The 17,328-nt window shown below is 63.2% G+C and carries 16 protein-coding genes; 3 read left to right on the top strand and 13 right to left on the bottom strand.

The features are described 5' to 3' along the window. Positions 1-164: 164 nt before the first annotated feature. The 10 genes from murB to Q4G20_RS09820 all read right to left on the bottom strand — a co-directional run bounded on the left by murB (position 165) and on the right by Q4G20_RS09820 (position 9,629). Positions 165-1,097 carry a UDP-N-acetylmuramate dehydrogenase gene (murB, locus tag Q4G20_RS09865; protein ID WP_303343274.1) on the bottom strand — a complete coding sequence of 311 codons (933 nt, stop codon included), beginning with the start codon at positions 1,095-1,097 and terminating at the stop codon, positions 165-167. A gap of 47 nt (positions 1,098-1,144) precedes the next feature. Next, positions 1,145-1,579: a hypothetical protein gene (locus Q4G20_RS09860; RefSeq protein ID WP_303343273.1), complete on the bottom strand. Its 435-nt coding sequence runs from the start codon at positions 1,577-1,579 to the stop codon at positions 1,145-1,147. Positions 1,580-1,607: 28 nt separating this feature from the next. Next, complete coding sequence (locus tag Q4G20_RS09855) at positions 1,608-1,949, bottom strand: hypothetical protein (protein WP_303343272.1); 342 nt, start codon at positions 1,947-1,949, stop codon at positions 1,608-1,610. Then, the gene (locus Q4G20_RS09850) at positions 1,946-2,272 is read right to left on the bottom strand and encodes a hypothetical protein (protein ID WP_303343271.1); all 327 of its coding nucleotides are present in this window, start codon (positions 2,270-2,272) and stop codon (positions 1,946-1,948) included. Before Q4G20_RS09850 ends, Q4G20_RS09855 begins: the two co-directional genes overlap by 4 nt. Beyond that, positions 2,272-2,484 (bottom strand): DUF2484 family protein, encoded by a 213-nt coding sequence (locus Q4G20_RS09845; protein ID WP_303343270.1) that lies wholly within the window; start codon positions 2,482-2,484, stop codon positions 2,272-2,274. Before Q4G20_RS09845 ends, Q4G20_RS09850 begins: the two co-directional genes overlap by 1 nt. Before the next feature lie 4 nt (positions 2,485-2,488). Beyond that, positions 2,489-3,910 (bottom strand): UDP-N-acetylmuramate--L-alanine ligase, encoded by a 1,422-nt coding sequence (gene murC / locus Q4G20_RS09840; protein WP_303343269.1) that lies wholly within the window; start codon positions 3,908-3,910, stop codon positions 2,489-2,491. Then, entirely contained in the window at positions 3,907-4,992 is a 1,086-nt protein-coding gene (locus Q4G20_RS09835; RefSeq protein ID WP_303343268.1) for a glycosyltransferase, read from the bottom strand. Before Q4G20_RS09835 ends, murC begins: the two co-directional genes overlap by 4 nt. Further along, entirely contained in the window at positions 4,992-6,155 is a 1,164-nt protein-coding gene (locus tag Q4G20_RS09830) for an FtsW/RodA/SpoVE family cell cycle protein (RefSeq protein ID WP_303343267.1), read from the bottom strand. The genes Q4G20_RS09835 and Q4G20_RS09830 overlap by 1 nt, the downstream gene beginning before the upstream one ends. A gap of 151 nt (positions 6,156-6,306) precedes the next feature. Beyond that, positions 6,307-7,050 (bottom strand): cytochrome c biogenesis CcdA family protein, encoded by a 744-nt coding sequence (locus tag Q4G20_RS09825; protein WP_303343266.1) that lies wholly within the window; start codon positions 7,048-7,050, stop codon positions 6,307-6,309. 104 nt (positions 7,051-7,154) lie between these two features. Continuing rightward, positions 7,155-9,629, bottom strand: coding sequence for a ribonuclease E/G (locus Q4G20_RS09820; RefSeq protein ID WP_303343265.1), 2,475 nt, complete (start codon positions 9,627-9,629; stop codon positions 7,155-7,157). A gap of 532 nt (positions 9,630-10,161) precedes the next feature. Between Q4G20_RS09820 and Q4G20_RS09815 the strand changes: the two genes are divergently transcribed. Next, complete coding sequence (locus tag Q4G20_RS09815; protein WP_303343264.1) at positions 10,162-11,061, top strand: alpha/beta fold hydrolase; 900 nt, start codon at positions 10,162-10,164, stop codon at positions 11,059-11,061. 4 nt (positions 11,062-11,065) lie between these two features. Here Q4G20_RS09815 and Q4G20_RS09810 read toward each other — a convergent pair whose 3' ends face one another. Next, positions 11,066-11,599 carry a hypothetical protein gene (locus tag Q4G20_RS09810; RefSeq protein WP_303343263.1) on the bottom strand — a complete coding sequence of 178 codons (534 nt, stop codon included), beginning with the start codon at positions 11,597-11,599 and terminating at the stop codon, positions 11,066-11,068. A gap of 94 nt (positions 11,600-11,693) precedes the next feature. Next, positions 11,694-12,299 (bottom strand): inner membrane-spanning protein YciB, encoded by a 606-nt coding sequence (locus Q4G20_RS09805; RefSeq protein ID WP_303343262.1) that lies wholly within the window; start codon positions 12,297-12,299, stop codon positions 11,694-11,696. A 142-nt stretch (positions 12,300-12,441) separates the two neighbouring features. Here Q4G20_RS09805 and Q4G20_RS09800 point away from each other — a divergent pair, with 142 nt between their 5' ends. Then, positions 12,442-13,347, top strand: coding sequence for a Hint domain-containing protein (locus Q4G20_RS09800; RefSeq protein WP_303343261.1), 906 nt, complete (start codon positions 12,442-12,444; stop codon positions 13,345-13,347). Here the strand turns inward: Q4G20_RS09800 and Q4G20_RS09795 are convergent. Further along, on the bottom strand, positions 13,344-14,216 hold the full coding sequence (locus Q4G20_RS09795) for a thioredoxin family protein (protein ID WP_303343260.1): 873 nt from the start codon (positions 14,214-14,216) through the stop codon (positions 13,344-13,346). The genes Q4G20_RS09800 and Q4G20_RS09795 overlap by 4 nt on opposite strands. A 213-nt stretch (positions 14,217-14,429) precedes the next feature. On the opposite strand from Q4G20_RS09795, the gene acnA reads away from it, so the two are divergent. Next, the gene (gene acnA / locus Q4G20_RS09790) at positions 14,430-17,201 is read left to right on the top strand and encodes an aconitate hydratase AcnA (RefSeq protein ID WP_303343259.1); all 2,772 of its coding nucleotides are present in this window, start codon (positions 14,430-14,432) and stop codon (positions 17,199-17,201) included. Positions 17,202-17,328: the final 127 nt, after the last annotated feature.

The following is a 17,328-nucleotide window of genomic DNA, read 5'->3' as shown; positions in this document are numbered from 1 at the left end:
GGCTGTCCTGCTCGACCTGCCCGCCACTTTTCGCCTTTCACGCCCGGTTGATCCGGGCAATTTTCGATGCGCGGGGTTTTCCCCGTCGCCTGTTTTCAGACGATACAGCCAAAGCCCGAATCACAAAAGCGTAAATTCGTTCATTTCGGCAAAATCTGGCGGCGTTAATCGGCGTCCGGCAAGGGGTCGCCGATGCGGATGACCTCCCACTGCAGATCGTGGCCGCTATCTTCGAACACGCGGCGGCGGACCAGTTCGCCCAGCGCCTCAAGCTCCGCCGCTGTGGCGCCGCCGGTGTTGATCAGGAAATTCGGGTGTTTGTCCGACATTTGCGCCCCGCCCCAGCTGTGGCCGCGAAGGCCCGCGCGGTCGATCAGCGCCCATGCCTTCAGATCATGCACATCATCGGCCTGTCCGGTGCTGCTGAACCCCGCCGGGTTGCGGAAGGTCGATCCGGCGCTGCGATCCTTGGTCGGTTGGGTTTCGTCGCGTTTCGCCAGTTGGTCGGCCATTTTCTGATGCAGCGCGTCGGGGTCCGCCGCCTGCGCCCGAAACCGCGCCTGCGTCACCACCCAGCCATCAGGAATATCGGCGTGGCGATAGGCAAACCGCAGATCATCCGGCGTCAGCGTGACCACGCGCCCGTCGCGCGTCACCGCCTGCGCGTCGATCAGGTGATCGGCAACATAGCTGCCGTAACATCCCGCATTCATCCGCACCGCGCCGCCGATGCTGCCCGGAATGGTGCGCAGAAAGGTCAGGTCCAGCCCCGCTTCTGCCGCGCGCCGCGCGACATGCGCGTCAAGCGCCGCCGCGCCTGCGGTGATAATGTCGCCGTCAATGTCGATGCTGTTAAAGGCGCGGCCCAGACGGATCACGACGCCGCGGATGCCTCCGTCACGCACAATCAGGTTGCTGCCCACGCCCATCGGGAACACCGCGATGCCCGCATCCAGATCGCGCAGAAACGCGGCCAGATCCTCCACATCGGCGGGCTGAAACAGCCAATCCGCCGCCCCCCCCACGCGCAGCCAGGTCAGGCTGTCAAGATTGCGGTTCGCGGTCAGTGGCCCGCGCGGCTCTGGCAGGGTGGTCATGATGTGGTCCTTTCGGGGGGTGGTGATACCCGCGACCGGCGCGGGGATCAACGCTGGTTCTGCAACCACCGCCATGTCAGGCCGCAGGTCAGCCCGACCAGCGCCGGGATAACGCCGATCCACAGGCCGATGATGTAGCCCAGATTGCGTAGGAACCCGCCGCTGGAATAAGAGGTCGTCAGCCACGGATACAGCACCAGCATCAGCGCAGCAAAGCCCAGCACGGCATAGCTGGCGCGCCGCCAATGCCAGCCCATCCGGCCAAAGGACAGCAAAGGCAACCCGACAAAAGCCACGGCCAATAGTTCAGTATTTTCATAGGGATCCGTTGCGATAATCGCGACGCAGCCCGCGACCACCACCCCGATCAGCGCCAGCATCCATAGGGGCGGACGGTTCAGAAACACACTGACCAGCGCGGCGATCATCGCGCCCGCCGCCATCATCATGCAAACCAATGCGTAATAGCTTTCAACATCCATAGGGTCAGATTACCGCGCGGCGCGGCGTTTACAACCGGATCGTTGCGATGACCGCGGCCACGGCGACCAGAAACCCCGCACCCGTCAGCCGCGCGGGCCAGCCCCGCCAATCGGGACGCTGCCCGTGAATGGCGGCGGCGATGAACGCCAAGGCTCCGCCCAGAACCGCCGGGGCGGCGGTCGCGATTGCGGCCATCCGCGCGGCCAGATCGCCAAAACCATCCACCCCGCGCGCGGCAAAGAACAGCTGCACCGCAATCAACGCGATCAGCCCCCACAACGCGGCCAAGACCCAACGCAGCCGCAGATACACCGCCGCGCCCGTCATCGCCCCCGCCCCAAGCGCGCAGATAATGGCCAGTGCGGTCATAACAGTGACACCCAAGCGCCCAACAGGGTGATGACCGACAGCCCCCATCCCGCGCCCGCGACGACATGCAGCGCGGACCGGCGCGGGCCATGCCCGGCATAGCTGGACAGCAGGAACCCGACCACTCCGCCACTTAGGACCGCGCCCAGGAAAATAGCCGCGCCCAGCCCGTCCAGATTGTCCAAGCCCGCGATCATCGACGACAGCCACGCCATGACGCACCAAAACGCCGCCAGCACCCAATCCCATGACCGGCGCAGCGCCGCCATCGTGACCCATGCCGCGCCCAGAGAGCAGGCCAGCAGCAGGATCACCACACCCATCAGCGCACCCGCCGCGCGGGTTGATACAGCAGCGCCGCCCCGGCGGCAAAGGCCAGCACCCCCGCTCCGGGGCCATAGCGCAGCGTCAGCCAGCCCAGGATCGGCACGCCCACCGCGACCAGCCCCCAGACCGCGCGCAAACGCCAGCGGATCGGCAGAAAACGCACCGCGCAGGCCAGCACCAGCCAGCCCACCGCCAACACAACCGGCATAGCGTTACGCCGCCTGCCCCATCAGCCGCGCAGGCAGGCCATTGGCCCATGCGCTGATCGTGCCAGCGCCCAGACAGACGACCATATCGCCGGGCCGCGCCTGTTCGCGCACCAGCCGTTCCAGATCCTGTTCGGACAGGATCGCGCGGGCATGGCGGTGACCATGGGCGATCAGCCCCGCGACCAGATCATCGCGGCCTGCGCCGGGGATCGGGTCTTCGCCCGCCGCGTAAACATCAGCGATTGCGACGACATCGGCTTCGTTAAAACAGGTGCAAAAATCGTCGAACAGGTTCGACAGGCGGGAATAGCGATGCGGCTGATGCACGGCGATCACGCGGCCTTCGGATGCCTGACGGGCGGCGCGCAGCACGGCGGCGATTTCCACCGGGTGATGGCCGTAATCGTCGATGATGGTGACTCCGTTCACCTCACCCACGCGGGTAAAGCGGCGACCGACACCGCCGAATTTCGCCAGAGCATCGCGGATTTCCGCGCGCTTGATGCCCAGATGACGCGCCACGGCCACGGCGGCCAGTGCGTTCGACACGTTGTGATCGCCCGGCATGGGCAGGGTGCAGCCCTCAATCATCGGGGTTTCGCCGTCAACGGTTTCACCCTGCAAGGCAATGTCGAAATGCGCAACGCCGCGTTCGTAACGCAGGTTCACCGCGCGCACATCGGCCTGCGCGTTGAACCCAAACGTCACCACGCGGCGATCGGTCAGCTTGCCGACCAAGGCCTGAACCTCGGCATGGTCGGTGCAGAGAACCGCCAGACCGTAAAACGGAATCCCCGACACAAAGTTGTAAAACCCCTGACGCAGCGCGTCAAAGCTGCCCCAATGTTCCATATGTTCGGGGTCGATATTCGTCACAATCGCAATATCGGCGGGCAGGCGGTTGAAGCTGCCGTCGGATTCGTCGGCCTCGACCACCATCCATTCGCCGGCCCCGGCGCGCGCGTTCGACCCATAGGCATGGATGACGCCGCCATTAATCACGGTCGGGTCCACGCCGCCCGCATCCAGCAGCGTGGCAACCATGGTCGTGGTGGTGGTTTTGCCATGCGTCCCGGCAATCGCGATATTCGATTTCAGGCGCATCAGTTCGGCCAGCATTTCGGCGCGGCGCACCACGGGCAGGCCACGGCGGCGGGCTTCCTCTAATTCCGGGTTGCCCTTTTTAATCGCCGTGGAAATAACGATCACGGCGGCCTCGCCGATGTTTTCGGCGCGCTGTCCTTCGAAGATCTGGGCGCCCAGCGTTTCCAGACGGTCGGTGATTTTCGACCGCTTCAGGTCGCTGCCCTGCACCTGATAGCCCAGCGTCAGCAGCACTTCGGCAATGCCCGACATGCCGATGCCGCCAATGCCGACGAAATGAATGGGGCCTAATTCGCCGGGCAATTTCGTGGCTGCGTTCATCGGGCAATCTCCGTCACAATATCGAAAAGCTGTTGCGCCGCGTCCGGGCGGGCAAGGGTCAGCGCAGAGGCCGCCATGCGGTCCGCCTGCGCGGGGTCTGTCAGAATTGCGCGGATGTCGCGCGTCAGGCTGTCGGCGTCAAGCACCGATTCAGGATGCACATGCGCCGCGCCCGCATCGGCCAAAACCTGCGCATTTGCGGTTTGATGATCGCCCGCCGCCGCGGCATAGGGGATCAGAATGGCAGGCCGCCCGATCACGGTTATATCGGCCAGCGACGACGCGCCCGACCGGCTGATGACCAGTTGCGCACGCGCCAGACGTTCGGGAACATCGGTGAAGAACGGCTGAATATCGGCGTCCACACCCGCGGCGGCATAGGCAGAGGCGACGCGGTCGCCATCCTCGGCCCGGGCCTGATGGCTGACGCGCAGGCGCGCGCGCAGATCATCCGGCAGCGCCGCAATGGCCGCAGGCACCACATCCGACAAGACGCGCGCGCCCTGACTGCCGCCGATGACCAGCAAGTTCACATCACCCGGACCCGGCGCGACATAGGGCGCACCCGCCTGATCCAGAACCGCCTGACGCACCGGGTTGCCGGTCGGCGTGCCGGTGACTCCGTCCGGCAGAACCGTGGGCCATGTTCCGCAGGCCACCCGATCCACCTGCGGCGCAAAGATGCGGTTCACCCGCCCCATCACGCCGTTCTGTTCATGGATCATGCGCGGCAGGCCCATCATCCGCGCCGCCGACAGCGCCGGAATGGTCGGATAGCCGCCAAAGCCGATCACCACCGCCGGACGGTCGCGCCGCATCGCCGCGCGGGCGGCCAGGACTCCGGCAGCGATCTTGAACGGCGCGGTCAGTTTGCCGACAACGCCCCCCCGCGCGGTTGTGGCCGCCGGAACGATGCTGCGTTCGACCGCCTGCGGAAAGCCCCCCGCGTAACGCGCGCCGCGTTCGTCGGTGGACAGCTTGACCCGCCAGCCATGTGCCAGCAGCAATTCGGCCAAAGCCTGCGCCGGGAACATATGCCCGCCGGTCCCCCCGGCGGCGATTAAAGCCAGTTTACCAGACATCACCGCCCCTGCCGAAAGATTTCAGCCATCTGCGCCTGCGGACGGGTGCGCGTCAGCGCAAGCAGCATCCCCAGCGCAATGCCCGACGCCACCACCGACGACCCGCCATAGCTGATAAAGGGCAGCGTCATCCCCTTGGCCGGCAGCAATTGCACCGCCACGCCCATATTGATGAACGCCTGCACTCCGAACGCACAGGCCAGACCCGTGCCAGCAATTCGGGCAAAGGCATCCCGTTCGCGCAACAGCCGCAGCAGCGACCGAACCACAATCGTGCAGAACAGCGCGATGATGAACAGGACCATGACAAGGCCGTATTCCTCGGCGGCGACGGCGATAATGAAATCGGTATGCGCGTCAGGCAGAGACCATTTCACCGTCCCCTCACCCACGCCGACGCCGAAAAATCCGCCTTCCTGAATCGCGTTCGTGGCGAAATACATCTGGCTGTTCGCCTCGGTCTCGGCCGACCAATAAGCGTTGATCCGGCGGGCAAAGTGTTCCGACGCACCATAGGCGAACAGCCCGCCCAAGCCCGCGATACCGGCCACGATCAACAACACCGCAATCGGTGCGCCTGCGACGAAATACATCACCAGCCATGAAAACAGCACCAGCGACGCCTGACCGAAATCGGGTTGCAGCGCCAGAATGACCACCATCACGGCGGCCACGATGAAGGAATAGAGGCGACCGGGGGGGCCTCCGACCTCTTGCCCGGCGGCGATGAACCACGCGCAGATCGCGACGAAACCGGGCTTCAAAAACTCGGACGGTTGCATCGACACACCGGCAAAGCTGATCCAGCGGACCGCCCCCTTGCCGAAATCCGTGCCGATCAGCGGCAGCGACGCAACCAACAGGAATGACAAACCGAACCCCAGCACCCCGATGCGGCGGATTTGGCGCGGGTCCATCATCGACAGCACCAGCATGACGACCAGCGCCACCCCACCAAAGATCGCCTGACGCTGCACATAATAAAATCGCGGCAGGTGGTTTTTTTCCGCCAACGGGACCGACGCGGCCAGCCCCAACAGCAGGCCCGTGGCAAACAGGCCCAGCACGCAGACAAGGGACCATTTGTCCAACGTCCGCCACCAGCGGGGAAGAATCGGATCGACCGCGCGCGCGGGGGCGGCGCCAAAGACCATCTCGGTCATGGGAAACCTGCTGTCACTGCCTCAAGAAATGTCCGGTTTTCCCGGATCTGGGGGACAGGATAGCGCGGATTTGCGCCCCGCGCCACATTCGATTGCCGTGACGCTGCGAAAAGTGATCTGACGCGCGGGGTTTTGCCGTTAGCCCAGCCCCCTAGCCCAGCGTCGCCAGCGCCGGGAATGTTTCCAACAACCAAAAACTGAATTCGGTAAACGCGCCGGTAATCAACGCAACGCCCACCACGATCAGCAACGCGCCCATGACGCGTTCGATGGTTTTCATCCACGGCTTGATCCGGTTCATCAGCCCGATGGCGCGGTTAATGAAAATCGCGGCCAGCAGGAACGGAATCCCCAGACCCAGCGCATAGACGGCCAGCAACGCCGTGCCGCGCGACAATTCCCCCCCCATCGCGGCCAGCGACAGGATCATCCCCAGCTGCGGCCCGATGCAGGGCGTCCAGCCAAAGGCAAAGGCCAGCCCCAGAACATAGGCCCCAAACGCGCCCCCGCCCTGTTGGCCGGTATTCATGCGCGCCTCTTGGTCCAGAATGGGGATGCGGATAATGTGCAGGAAATGCAGGCCCATGATGATGACCATGACCCCCGCCGCCTGCGCCAGCCGGTCCTGATAGGCCAGAAACGCCCGCCCGAATGCCGACGCGGCAAAGCCCATGACCAGAAACACCGTGGACAGGCCCATGACGAAAAACAGCGCCGGCAGCACCGCGCTGCGTTCCCCGGTTTTCAGCCCGTTCACGCCCACCCCGGTCATATAAGCCAGATATGGCGGCACGATCGGCAGCACGCAGGGCGACAGAAACGACAAAAATCCGGCCAGCAACGCGACAAAGGCGGCCAGCGGAAACGCAGCGGTGGCAAGTTCAATCCCAAACATGGCGGCACCCTAACGATTAACCGGGGTTTTGACAGGGGTCAGAATGTCACGCCTGCGTGTAGAACGGGCGCGGGATCGACCCGCGCCCTGATGCTGTGTGCCGGTTAGCGAGACCACCAGCCGCTGCGTTTCGGACGCGGCGCGGCGTCCGGTTCGTTGGCGGGTTCGGGTTGCGGTTCCGGTTCCGGGGTGACCTCGGGTTCGGCCTCGGCCTCGGCGGCGGGTTCCGCAGCGGCTTCGGCAACCTGCGCAGGTTCCGGGGCGACCTCGGGTTCGGCATCCTGTGCGGGGTCGGCGGCGGGTTCCGGCGCGGGCATGTCCTCAGCGACGGCTTCGGGTTCCGCGACAGGTTCCGGCGCCGCTTCCGCGACCGCTTCGGGCGCGGGTGCCGCGTCAAATTCGCTGATGACCACGGGGTGCGCGACCTCAACCGGCGCAGCATCCGCTACATCTTCGCGCGGCAGAGGCGCAGCATTCAGACCCGGCAGCCCCTCGGCCCGGCCATCATCGCCCGCAACGTCATCGCGCAGATCCACCACTTCGGGCAGCGCGCTGTCATCGCGTTTGCGCGACCGGGACCGGCTGCGCGACCGGCTGCGGCGGGGCTGTTCATCGGCGACGTCATCCGACGCTTCACCCGACGCATCCGCCGACGTTTCCGGCGTGTCGGTATCCGCATCATCGCCATTGCGGCGACGACGGCGACGACGGCGGCGGCTGCGCGACGGGGTGTCGTCGTCATCGCCCGTCGCAACCGGCGTTTCAGCAGCATCATCGGACGCATCCGCGACATCCGCGCCAGCATCCGCCAGCGTCAGATCGTCGTCATCAATCGCCGCCATCAGACTGGCATCAACCCCCAGAACCGGCGCGGCATCCGCCACAATCCGGGTCGCGGTTTTGAACTTTTCCACCGCGAAATCGGGCGAGATCAGCGTCGGGTCCGCCTCGATCCGGATGGCCATGCCGTAACGCGTTTCCATGCCCGCGATATGTTCGCGTTTGTTATTGATCAGGAAATTGACCACGGCAATCGGCGCTTTAACCAGAACTTCGGCGCTGCGTTTGCGGGTGCCTTCTTCCTCGATCGCGCGCAGGATGGTCAGGGCCAGGCTGTCATCGCTGCGGATCAGGCCGGTGCCGTGGCAATGCGCGCAGGGCTGCGTCGTCGATTCCAACATGCCGGGGCGCAGGCGCTGACGGCTCATTTCCATCAGGCCAAAGCCCGAAATGCGGCCCACCTGAATACGCGCGCGGTCGGATTTCAGCCGTTCCTTCATCCGCTTTTCGACGGCGGCGTTGTTTTTACGCTCGTCCATGTCGATAAAGTCGATGACGATCAGCCCGGCCAGATCGCGCAGGCGCAACTGGCGCGCCACCTCATCCGCGGCCTCAAGGTTGGTTTTCAGCGCGGTTTCTTCGATGCTGCCTTCTTTGGTGGCGCGGCCGCTGTTGACGTCCACGGCAACCAGCGCCTCGGTCACGCCGATGACGATGTAACCACCTGATTTCAGTTGAACAACCGGGTTGAACATGCCGCCCAGATAGCTTTCGACCTGATAGCGGGCGAACAGCGGCATGGGGTCGCGGTAATGCTTCACGCAGCCCGTGTGACCCGGCATGATCATCGCCATAAAGTCGCGGGCGACGCGGAAACCGCGTTCGCCTTCGACCAGCACTTCGTCGATGTCTTTGCTGAACAGATCGCGGATGTTGCGTTTGATCAGGTCGCCTTCCTCATAAATCGGAGCGGGCGCCACCGATTTAAAGGTCAGGTCGCGGATCTGTTCCCACAGGCGCAACAGATATTCGTAATCGCGGCGGATTTCGGTTTTGGTGCGCTGACTGCCCGCCGTGCGGATAATCAGACCGGCGCCGCGCGGCACCTCGAGTTCGGTCGCGATTTCTTTCAGCTTTTTGCGGTCGGCCACATTGGTGATTTTGCGGCTGATCCCGCCGCCGCGCGCGGTGTTGGGCATCAGGACGCAATACCGCCCCGGCAGCGACAGATAAGTGGTCAGCGCCGCGCCTTTGTTGCCGCGTTCTTCCTTGACCACCTGCACCAGCATGATCTGGCGGACCTTGACAACCTCTTGAATCTTATAGCGCCGCGCGCGCGGTTTTTTCGGCGCGCTGATTTCTTCGGTCACGTCATCTTCGGCAACCGATTCAATCGCATCATCGCCGTTTTCGTCATCATCCGCGACGGTTTCATCGCCGTTTTCAGCGGTTTCGGCGACGGGGGCTTTGCGACGGGCGCGGGCGGCCTCTTCGGCCTCTTGCGCCTCGGCATAGGCGCGTTCTTCGTCGATCAGGGCCTGACGGTCGGCGGCGGGGATTTGGTAATAATCCGGGTGAATTTCGGCAAAGGCCAGAAATCCATGGCGATTCCCGCCGTAATCGACAAAGGCCGCCTGCAACGAGGGTTCAACCCGCGTCACCTTGGCCAGATAGATATTCCCGGAAAGCTGCCGCTTATTTACCGTTTCAAAGTCAAATTCTTCGACCTTGGTTCCGTCCACCACCACGACCCGAGTTTCCTCGGCATGGGTGGCGTCGATCAGCATTTTTTTTGCCATTGGTGTATCTTTCGCGCGGGCATGAACCGGGCGGCGCCAGTGGCACCCCCGGATTATGGCCGCGGTTTGTGGTGGGGGACGCGGGCGCTGCACCGGCACGAATGCGGGCATGAGGTTGGCTGTCCGCCCCCCGCTGCCTGTTCCATCGTTGTGCCGCGCGCGTCATCGCGTCTGTTCCTTACGAATGGCACGGTGCCGCAAAGGGCCGGCCGTGCCGCTGTCTGTCGTCACCCGGTCGCGCCATCATTGGCCTTGGGGTGCGGGCTTTTCCGCGCGGCACATATCGCCTGCCCGTGGGTCAAGGGGTCAGAGGTGCCGCGCTGCGAAACTGTCGGCGCAAAGCATCGCTTTCTGCGCATGTGGCCAACATAGGGGCGGATGGGGGGATAATACAATGGCGAAAAAGGTCGCATGATTATGTGCGCTGTTTTTCCGCGCATTTCATTTCACCGGACCGACACGCGCCCGTCATGCCAATGTCGCAGGACGGCGCTAACAGCGCGGCAAAGGCGGTCGGTCGTAAGAGGTTGAAATGCCAGTCATCTGCATCAATGCGGGGCATAATCCGCCGTCCCGGTTGTGGGACAGCGTGGCCGCCCTGCCCCCCGGTGCGCCCCTTGTGGTGATGACCCATGGCTACCGATATTCGCCGTCGCATCCATCCACCGACCCGCACCGGTTTATCCTGTCGCTGAACCCCAACCCACGCCTGCGCCGCGCGCACAGCTGGCCGCGCGCCTTGGGCTTTGGTCAGGGGCGCCCCGACGAAGGGCTGGCCATCGGGCTGGGGTGGGAGGCCTGCGGCAGCCTGCGCGATGCCTATGACCGGGCGGCGGAGGTGGGGGCGGAGCTGGGCGCGACGATCACGCGCCTGTCGCAGATCAGCAACCGCCCCGTGGCGATCATCGGTCATTCGATGGGCGGGCGCGTGGCCTTGCAGGCGCTGCGCCACACCGAACCGGGCTGCGTCCGCCGGGTCGTGCTGCTGACGGGGGCCGAATTTCGCGACACCGCCGCCCATGCCATGACCAGCCCCGCCGCCGCGCGGGCCGAGGTCATCAACATCACCGCCCGCGAAAACGACCTGTTCGATTTTGGGTTCGAAACGATCCTGACCGGCGGGCGCAGGCAATCGCTGGGCTTTGGCCTGGAACGCCCCCTGCGCAACTGGCTGGATGTGCAGATTGACGATGGAGCCACGTTGAAATCGCTGCAATTGCTGGGCTTTCCGACGGAATGTGGCGCGCTGCATCGGTTGTCGCATTGGACGCCCTATTTGCGGCGGGGCTTGTTTGATTTTTACCGCGCGGCGTTGTTTCAGCCGCGCGCGCTGCCTTTGGGGTTGATCCGCAGCCATCTGCCACGCCGGGGCGAACCCCGCTGGTCGCGCCTGCTGGCCCGCCCTGCCGGATGGGGTGCGGCGCGGGCCTGAGCGGTCAGAACCGGAATCCGCCGATCATCTGCGCGCTTTGCCCCGTGGCGCGCAGGCCGATGACCGCGCGGTCATAGGATACCGTCAGCAGCGCCCCGGCATTGGGTTTGTATTCCACGCGCGGAGACCGGTCGGCATAGCATTGATGGCCCAGATAAGATTGCCGGTCGCAGTCCTGTGTCGCCTGTCGAATCCCGACCAGCAGGGCGGCGTCAACCTTGGTCCGGGTGCCGTTCACAACATTGCCGCCGACGACCAGATTCATCGACATGGCGCGGCGCGGATCGGCATTGCGGTGATAGGTGGAATCGTAAACCACCCCTTCCCCCGCGAAATCAAAGCCATAGACCACCCCGCCACCCGGCGCATGATGGGTCATCCCGATGGAAAACGGCACCTGATTATTTTCGTCTTTGCGGTCGCTGTGGGACGCACCGGCCCCGACATAAAACACATTGCGCGGGGCGGCATCATCGGCATAGGCAAAGACAGGGGCGATCACGGCCAGAAAGGCCGCGACAAAACGGTGAAGCATCATGGGGTTATCTTTCGTCGGTGTGGCGTTCAGTTGCCACCACGCCTAACCCATTCCGTCCAAAATTTCACGCACAAAGCATGAACAATTTTATCTATTAACCTTTTTCGTCGTCATTCTGCGGCAAGGCGTGGGCTTTATACAGCCCCGCATTGCCCATCAGAAACACGAAAATCAGCACCGTCAGGCCAAAGGTTTTGAACCACACCCACGTCGTTTCCGACATCGTGCGCCAAACAAATTCATTCGCAACCGCCAGAAAAACAAAGAAAATCGTCATGCGCAGGGTCAGTTTGCGCCAGCCTTCGGCGTCCATGGGCAGGGCTTCGGACATGACGGCGCCCAGCCAGTTTTTGCGCAAGCCCAGCCCCACCCCCAGGATCGCGGCGAACAGCAGATAAATAATCGTCGGTTTAATCTTAAAGAATCTCGGGTCGTTCAGCCAGACCGAGATCCCCCCGAACACGACCACCAGAACCAGCGTTGCGACCTGCATCGGGGCCAGTTTGCCCGTCAGCCACCACTGAACCGCGGTCGTCACCATCAGCGCCGGGATAAACACCAGCGTCGCAAAGATAAATCCGCTGTAGCTGTGACCGAACACCGTCACATCCTGCCCGCGATACATCATGAACACGGCGAAAAACAGGATCAGAGGGCCGAATTCCAGTGCGGGTTTGACCCATGCGGGGGGCTGTTTCATGCGACATTCCTTATTCTGCCCCCGCCTTTTCGCGCAAACGGGCCAGCCCCACAAGGGCCTCACGCGGCGTCACGGCTTGAGCGGGGGCGTCCGTCTTTGTAAAAATGGTTAACGATGTTCATTCACCAGCGACAGTCCCCCGATGGCTATTATTGAAATTACGGTTTGGCGCAGTCGGGTGGTGAACAATGTCGTTGAAGGGCCGTCCGAACAGATCACTCTGCGCGTAAATGACACCAATAACAACGGCTTAATTGATCGGCGCGAATGGACTGATGCCGTGGGCGGCGTCTTGGGCCATAACGGCGGCAACGGCGAGGCGGGCGCGCTGTGGCGGGGCGATTCCGCCGGCAACCGGACGGCGGGGTATCTGTATCGACCGATCCGCTATTCCGGTGGCGAAGATGTCAGCGCGATCATGGATCAGCTGGGCAGCAACTTTGACGCGATCGACCCCGACGCCGTGACCATCTGCTTTCTGGCCGGCACGCGGATTGCGGTTCCGGCTGGTGAACGGCTGGTTCAGGACCTGCGCGCGGGCGATCTGGTGATGACGCTGGATGCGGGGCCTCAGCCGCTGGTCTGGGTGTCGTCCGAGCGGGTGGATGCGGCGCGGTTGGACCTGTTCCCCAATCTGCGCCCGGTGAAATTCGCGCGCGGGGCCTTGGGTCCGAATATCCCGCGCAGGCCGGTTTTTGTGTCGCCCCAGCATCGCGTCCTGATCGACACGGCGCAGGGTCCGGCGCTTGCCTCGGCCCGCCATTTGGTGACCGAAGGTATGCCCCGCACCCGCATCATCAAACGCCACGGCGATGTCACGCTGGTTCATCTGGCACTGGCGCAGCATCACATTCTGTTGGCCGAAGGCGCGCCGATGGAGTCGTTCTTTCCCGGCCCCGTGGCCCTGCGCGCCCTGCCCGGCCCCTGTCGCGACCGGTTGAAACAGGCCATTCCCGGCCTGACAGACCGCCACAATCCGATGACGCCCGCGCGCCCCTTTCTGACGCGCAAACAGGTGCGCGCGGCGCTGTCGCGGATGCCCGCCTAATCCAGCCGCAGCGCGCCCAGAATCGCCCCCGGCAGGCCACGCGCGCCGACGCTGCGCTGAATCAAGATGACATGCCGGGTATCGGCGGGAAAGCGGTCGGTTGACACATCGTCAGGCCGCACCGTCAGGCGCAGCGGCTGCGATCCGTCCCAGCGGGCCAGCACCTGCACCCCCAGCACGACATTCACATAACGCACGGATTTACCACGATTTTCGCCCGTGGCGATCGTCACATCGCGTTCGGGGGCATAGCGGACCAGCACGACATCCGCAGACCCGCCCAGATCGGACAGGGGGGCGATGTCCAACAATTCGGCCCCGTCAGATTTTTGACGCTGCACGGTGATCATCGCAGGCGCGGCCCGATGCGCGTCGATCAGCCCCATCAACTGCGTTGGTCCCATCGACAGCGCCGTATCGCGCCCGTCCAGGATCAATTGCGGCGTATAAACCGAGCGTTCACCGGCGGCGCGGGCGTAATCCTCTTGCCGCTGGGTGAATTCGGGTTGGGCGAAACTGTCGGCCCAGCCCAGATAATCCCAGTAATCCACATGAAACGACAGCGGCAGAACATCGGGCTGCGCCGCCAATGCGCCCACCATGGCATCCACCGGCGGACAGGATGAACAGCCCTGCGAGGTGAACAATTCCACCACAACCGGCGCCATATCCGAATCAAAGCGCCGCATCGGCGGCACCGGCGCGCTGCCCAGAAAGCCGTTGGACTGCCCCGCCATGGTATCGCGCACCACCCCCGACACCCGCCCCGGCGAATCCGGTGCGGAAATCACCGGCGTTTGCTGGGCAAAGACGGGGGCCGCGCAAAACAGGGCGCAGATCAGGGCGATATGTCGGGTCAGATGGGTCACGCCGCCTGAATAACGCCTTTGCCCGCGCCGCGCCAAATCAACGCTTTGTCAGCCGAACGCAACATTTGTCACAGTGCTACTTGAGCAACACCTGCTTTTCTGGTATGCGATTGCATACAATTTGATGCGTCCCCTTGCGGCGTCTGGTTCAATCAGGCAAACCAAGGGCGCGACATGCCCGACCCATCCATTGTTTCAGACAGGGAGGCTCTGATGCCCATCCAGACCGGAACCGATACCGCCAAAACCCGCCGCACGCTCAGCGCCGGGAACCAAACGGTTGATTTCTATTCGATCCAAGCCGCGACCGATGCCGGTCTGGGCGATTTTTCAAAACTGCCCGCCAGCCTGAAAGTCGTGCTGGAAAACATGCTGCGCTTCGAAGACGGTGGCCGCACCGTGTCCGTGGACGATATTAAGGCCTTTGCCGAATGGGCCGCCAAGGGTGGTCAGAACCCCCGCGAAATCGCCTATCGCCCCGCCCGCGTTCTGATGCAGGACTTTACCGGCGTTCCGGCCGTGGTCGATCTGGCCGCCATGCGCGACGGGATCAAGGCACTGGGCGGCGACGCGCAGAAAATCAACCCGCTGAACCCCGTTGATCTGGTCATCGACCATTCGGTCATGATCGACGAATTCGGCACTCCGCGCGCGTTTCAACGCAATGTGGAACTGGAATACGAACGGAATATGGAACGCTATACCTTCCTGAAATGGGGGCAAAAAGCGTTCAACAATTTCCGCGTTGTTCCGCCCGGAACCGGCATCTGCCATCAGGTGAACCTGGAATATCTGGCGCAAACCGTCTGGACCGACACCGACCAGACCGGCGCGACCGTCGCCTATCCTGACACGCTGGTCGGCACCGACAGCCACACCACCATGGTGAACGGTCTGGCCGTTCTGGGCTGGGGCGTCGGCGGGATCGAGGCCGAGGCCGCGATGCTGGGCCAGCCCATTTCCATGCTGATCCCCGAGGTTGTCGGCTTCAAAATCACCGGCGCGCTGCGCGAAGGTGTGACCGCCACCGATCTGGTGCTGAAGGTCGTGAAAATGCTGCGCGATCATAAGGTTGTCGGTAAATTCGTCGAATTCTATGGCGAAGGTCTGGACAATATGCCGCTGGCCGACCGCGCGACGATCGCCAACATGGCACCCGAATATGGCGCGACCTGTGGCTTCTTCCCGATCGACGATGAAACCCTGCGTTACCTGCGCCAGACCGGCCGGGACGAAGACCGGATCGCACTGGTCGAAGCCTATGCCAAGGAAAACGGCTTCTGGCGGACCGCGGATTATGCGCCGGTCTACACCAGCACGCTGGAGCTGGATCAGGGCGATGTCGTCCCCGCGATTTCCGGCCCGAAACGCCCGCAGGATCACGTTGCCCTGACCGATTCGGCATACGAGTTCAGCAAATACATCAGCGGCACCCGTTCGCTGGCCGAACCCGCCCGCCGCGAGATCAAAGAATGGGCCGACGAAGGCGGCGCACCCGCCCCCGATGACCTGCCGGGCCATCTGGACGGGTTCCAATCCGGTGCCGTCGAAGGCGCGGATTACAAACTGCATGACGGTTCGGTCGTGATCGCGTCGATCACGTCCTGCACCAACACCTCGAACCCGTATGTGCTGATGGCCGCCGGTCTGGTGGCGCGTAAGGCGCGCGCATTGGGCCTGACCCGCAAACCATGGGTGAAAACCTCGCTGGCGCCGGGCTCGCAGGTGGTCGAAGAATATCTGAAGGCCGCAAATCTTCAGGACGATCTGGACGCACTGGGCTTTAACCTTGTCGGGTTTGGCTGCACGACCTGCATCGGCAACAGCGGTCCGCTGGAACCCGCGATTTCCAAGTCGATCAACGACAATGATCTGGTCGCCGTGTCGGTCCTGTCGGGCAACCGCAACTTTGAAGGGCGCATCAGCCCGGATGTGCGCGCCAACTATCTGGCCTCGCCGCCGCTGGTTGTGGCCTATGCCATTGCGGGCGATATGAATATCGACCTGACCAGCGAACCGCTGGCCCATACCCCCGAAGGTAAGCCGGTCTTCCTGAAAGACATCTGGCCGACCAGCAAAGAGGTGGCGGATCTGGTCGATACGATCGTGACCCGCGAAATGTTCCAGGCGAAATATGCCGACGTGTTCAAAGGCGACGAACGCTGGCAGGGCGTGGAAATCACCGACAGCGAAACCTATGACTGGCCGGCATCTTCGACCTATATCCAGAACCCGCCCTATTTCCAGGGCATGGCCAAAGAACCGGGCGTCATCAGCGACATCACCGGCGCGCGTATTCTGGCGCTGCTGGGCGATATGATCACGACCGACCATATCAGCCCCGCCGGTTCGTTCAAAGCGACGACCCCCGCCGGTCAGTATCTGACCGAACGTCAGGTCGCGCCGAAGGATTTCAACAGCTATGGTTCGCGCCGTGGCAACCACGAAATCATGATGCGCGGCACCTTTGCCAATATCCGCATTAAGAACGAAATGCTGGATGGCGTCGAAGGCGGCTATTCCAAGGACGCACAGGGCAATCAGGCGGCAATCTATGACGCGGCTATGTCCTATGCCGACCAAGGCACGCCGCTGATCGTGATTGGCGGTCAGGAATACGGTGCCGGTTCGTCGCGCGACTGGGCGGCCAAAGGCACCAACCTCTTGGGCGTCAAAGCCGTGATCGCGGAATCGTTCGAACGCATCCACCGGTCAAATCTGGTGGGCATGGGCGTTGTTCCGTTCGAATTCACCGGCGGCGACACCCGCAAATCGTTGAACCTGACCGGCGACGAAGTGATCAGCATCACCGGTCTGGCGGGCGATTTCAAACCGCTGTCGAACGTCCCGGCAACGATCACCTATGCCGACGGCACGGTGAAAGAGATCCAGCTGAAAGCCCGCGTCGATACCGAAGTCGAAATCGACTATTTGAAAAACGGCGGCGTGCTGCACTACGTTCTGCGCAATCTGGCCGCGTCGTAATCAGCGCCTGTGACAATGAAGGCCCCCGGTTTACGCCGGGGGCTTTTTGCTGCGCGGTTGCTATGAGTATTTTTACACAGAAGAAGCGGCAGGCGCGGCGCTTTATCTTCTGTGTGGAAATATCCCA

The organism is Paracoccus sp. (in: a-proteobacteria), from assembly GCF_030538495.1.
Taxonomy (GTDB): Bacteria; Pseudomonadota; Alphaproteobacteria; order Rhodobacterales; family Rhodobacteraceae; genus Paracoccus.
Note: the sequence above shows the minus strand (reverse complement) of the source record. Positions and strands in the feature narration are given on the sequence as shown.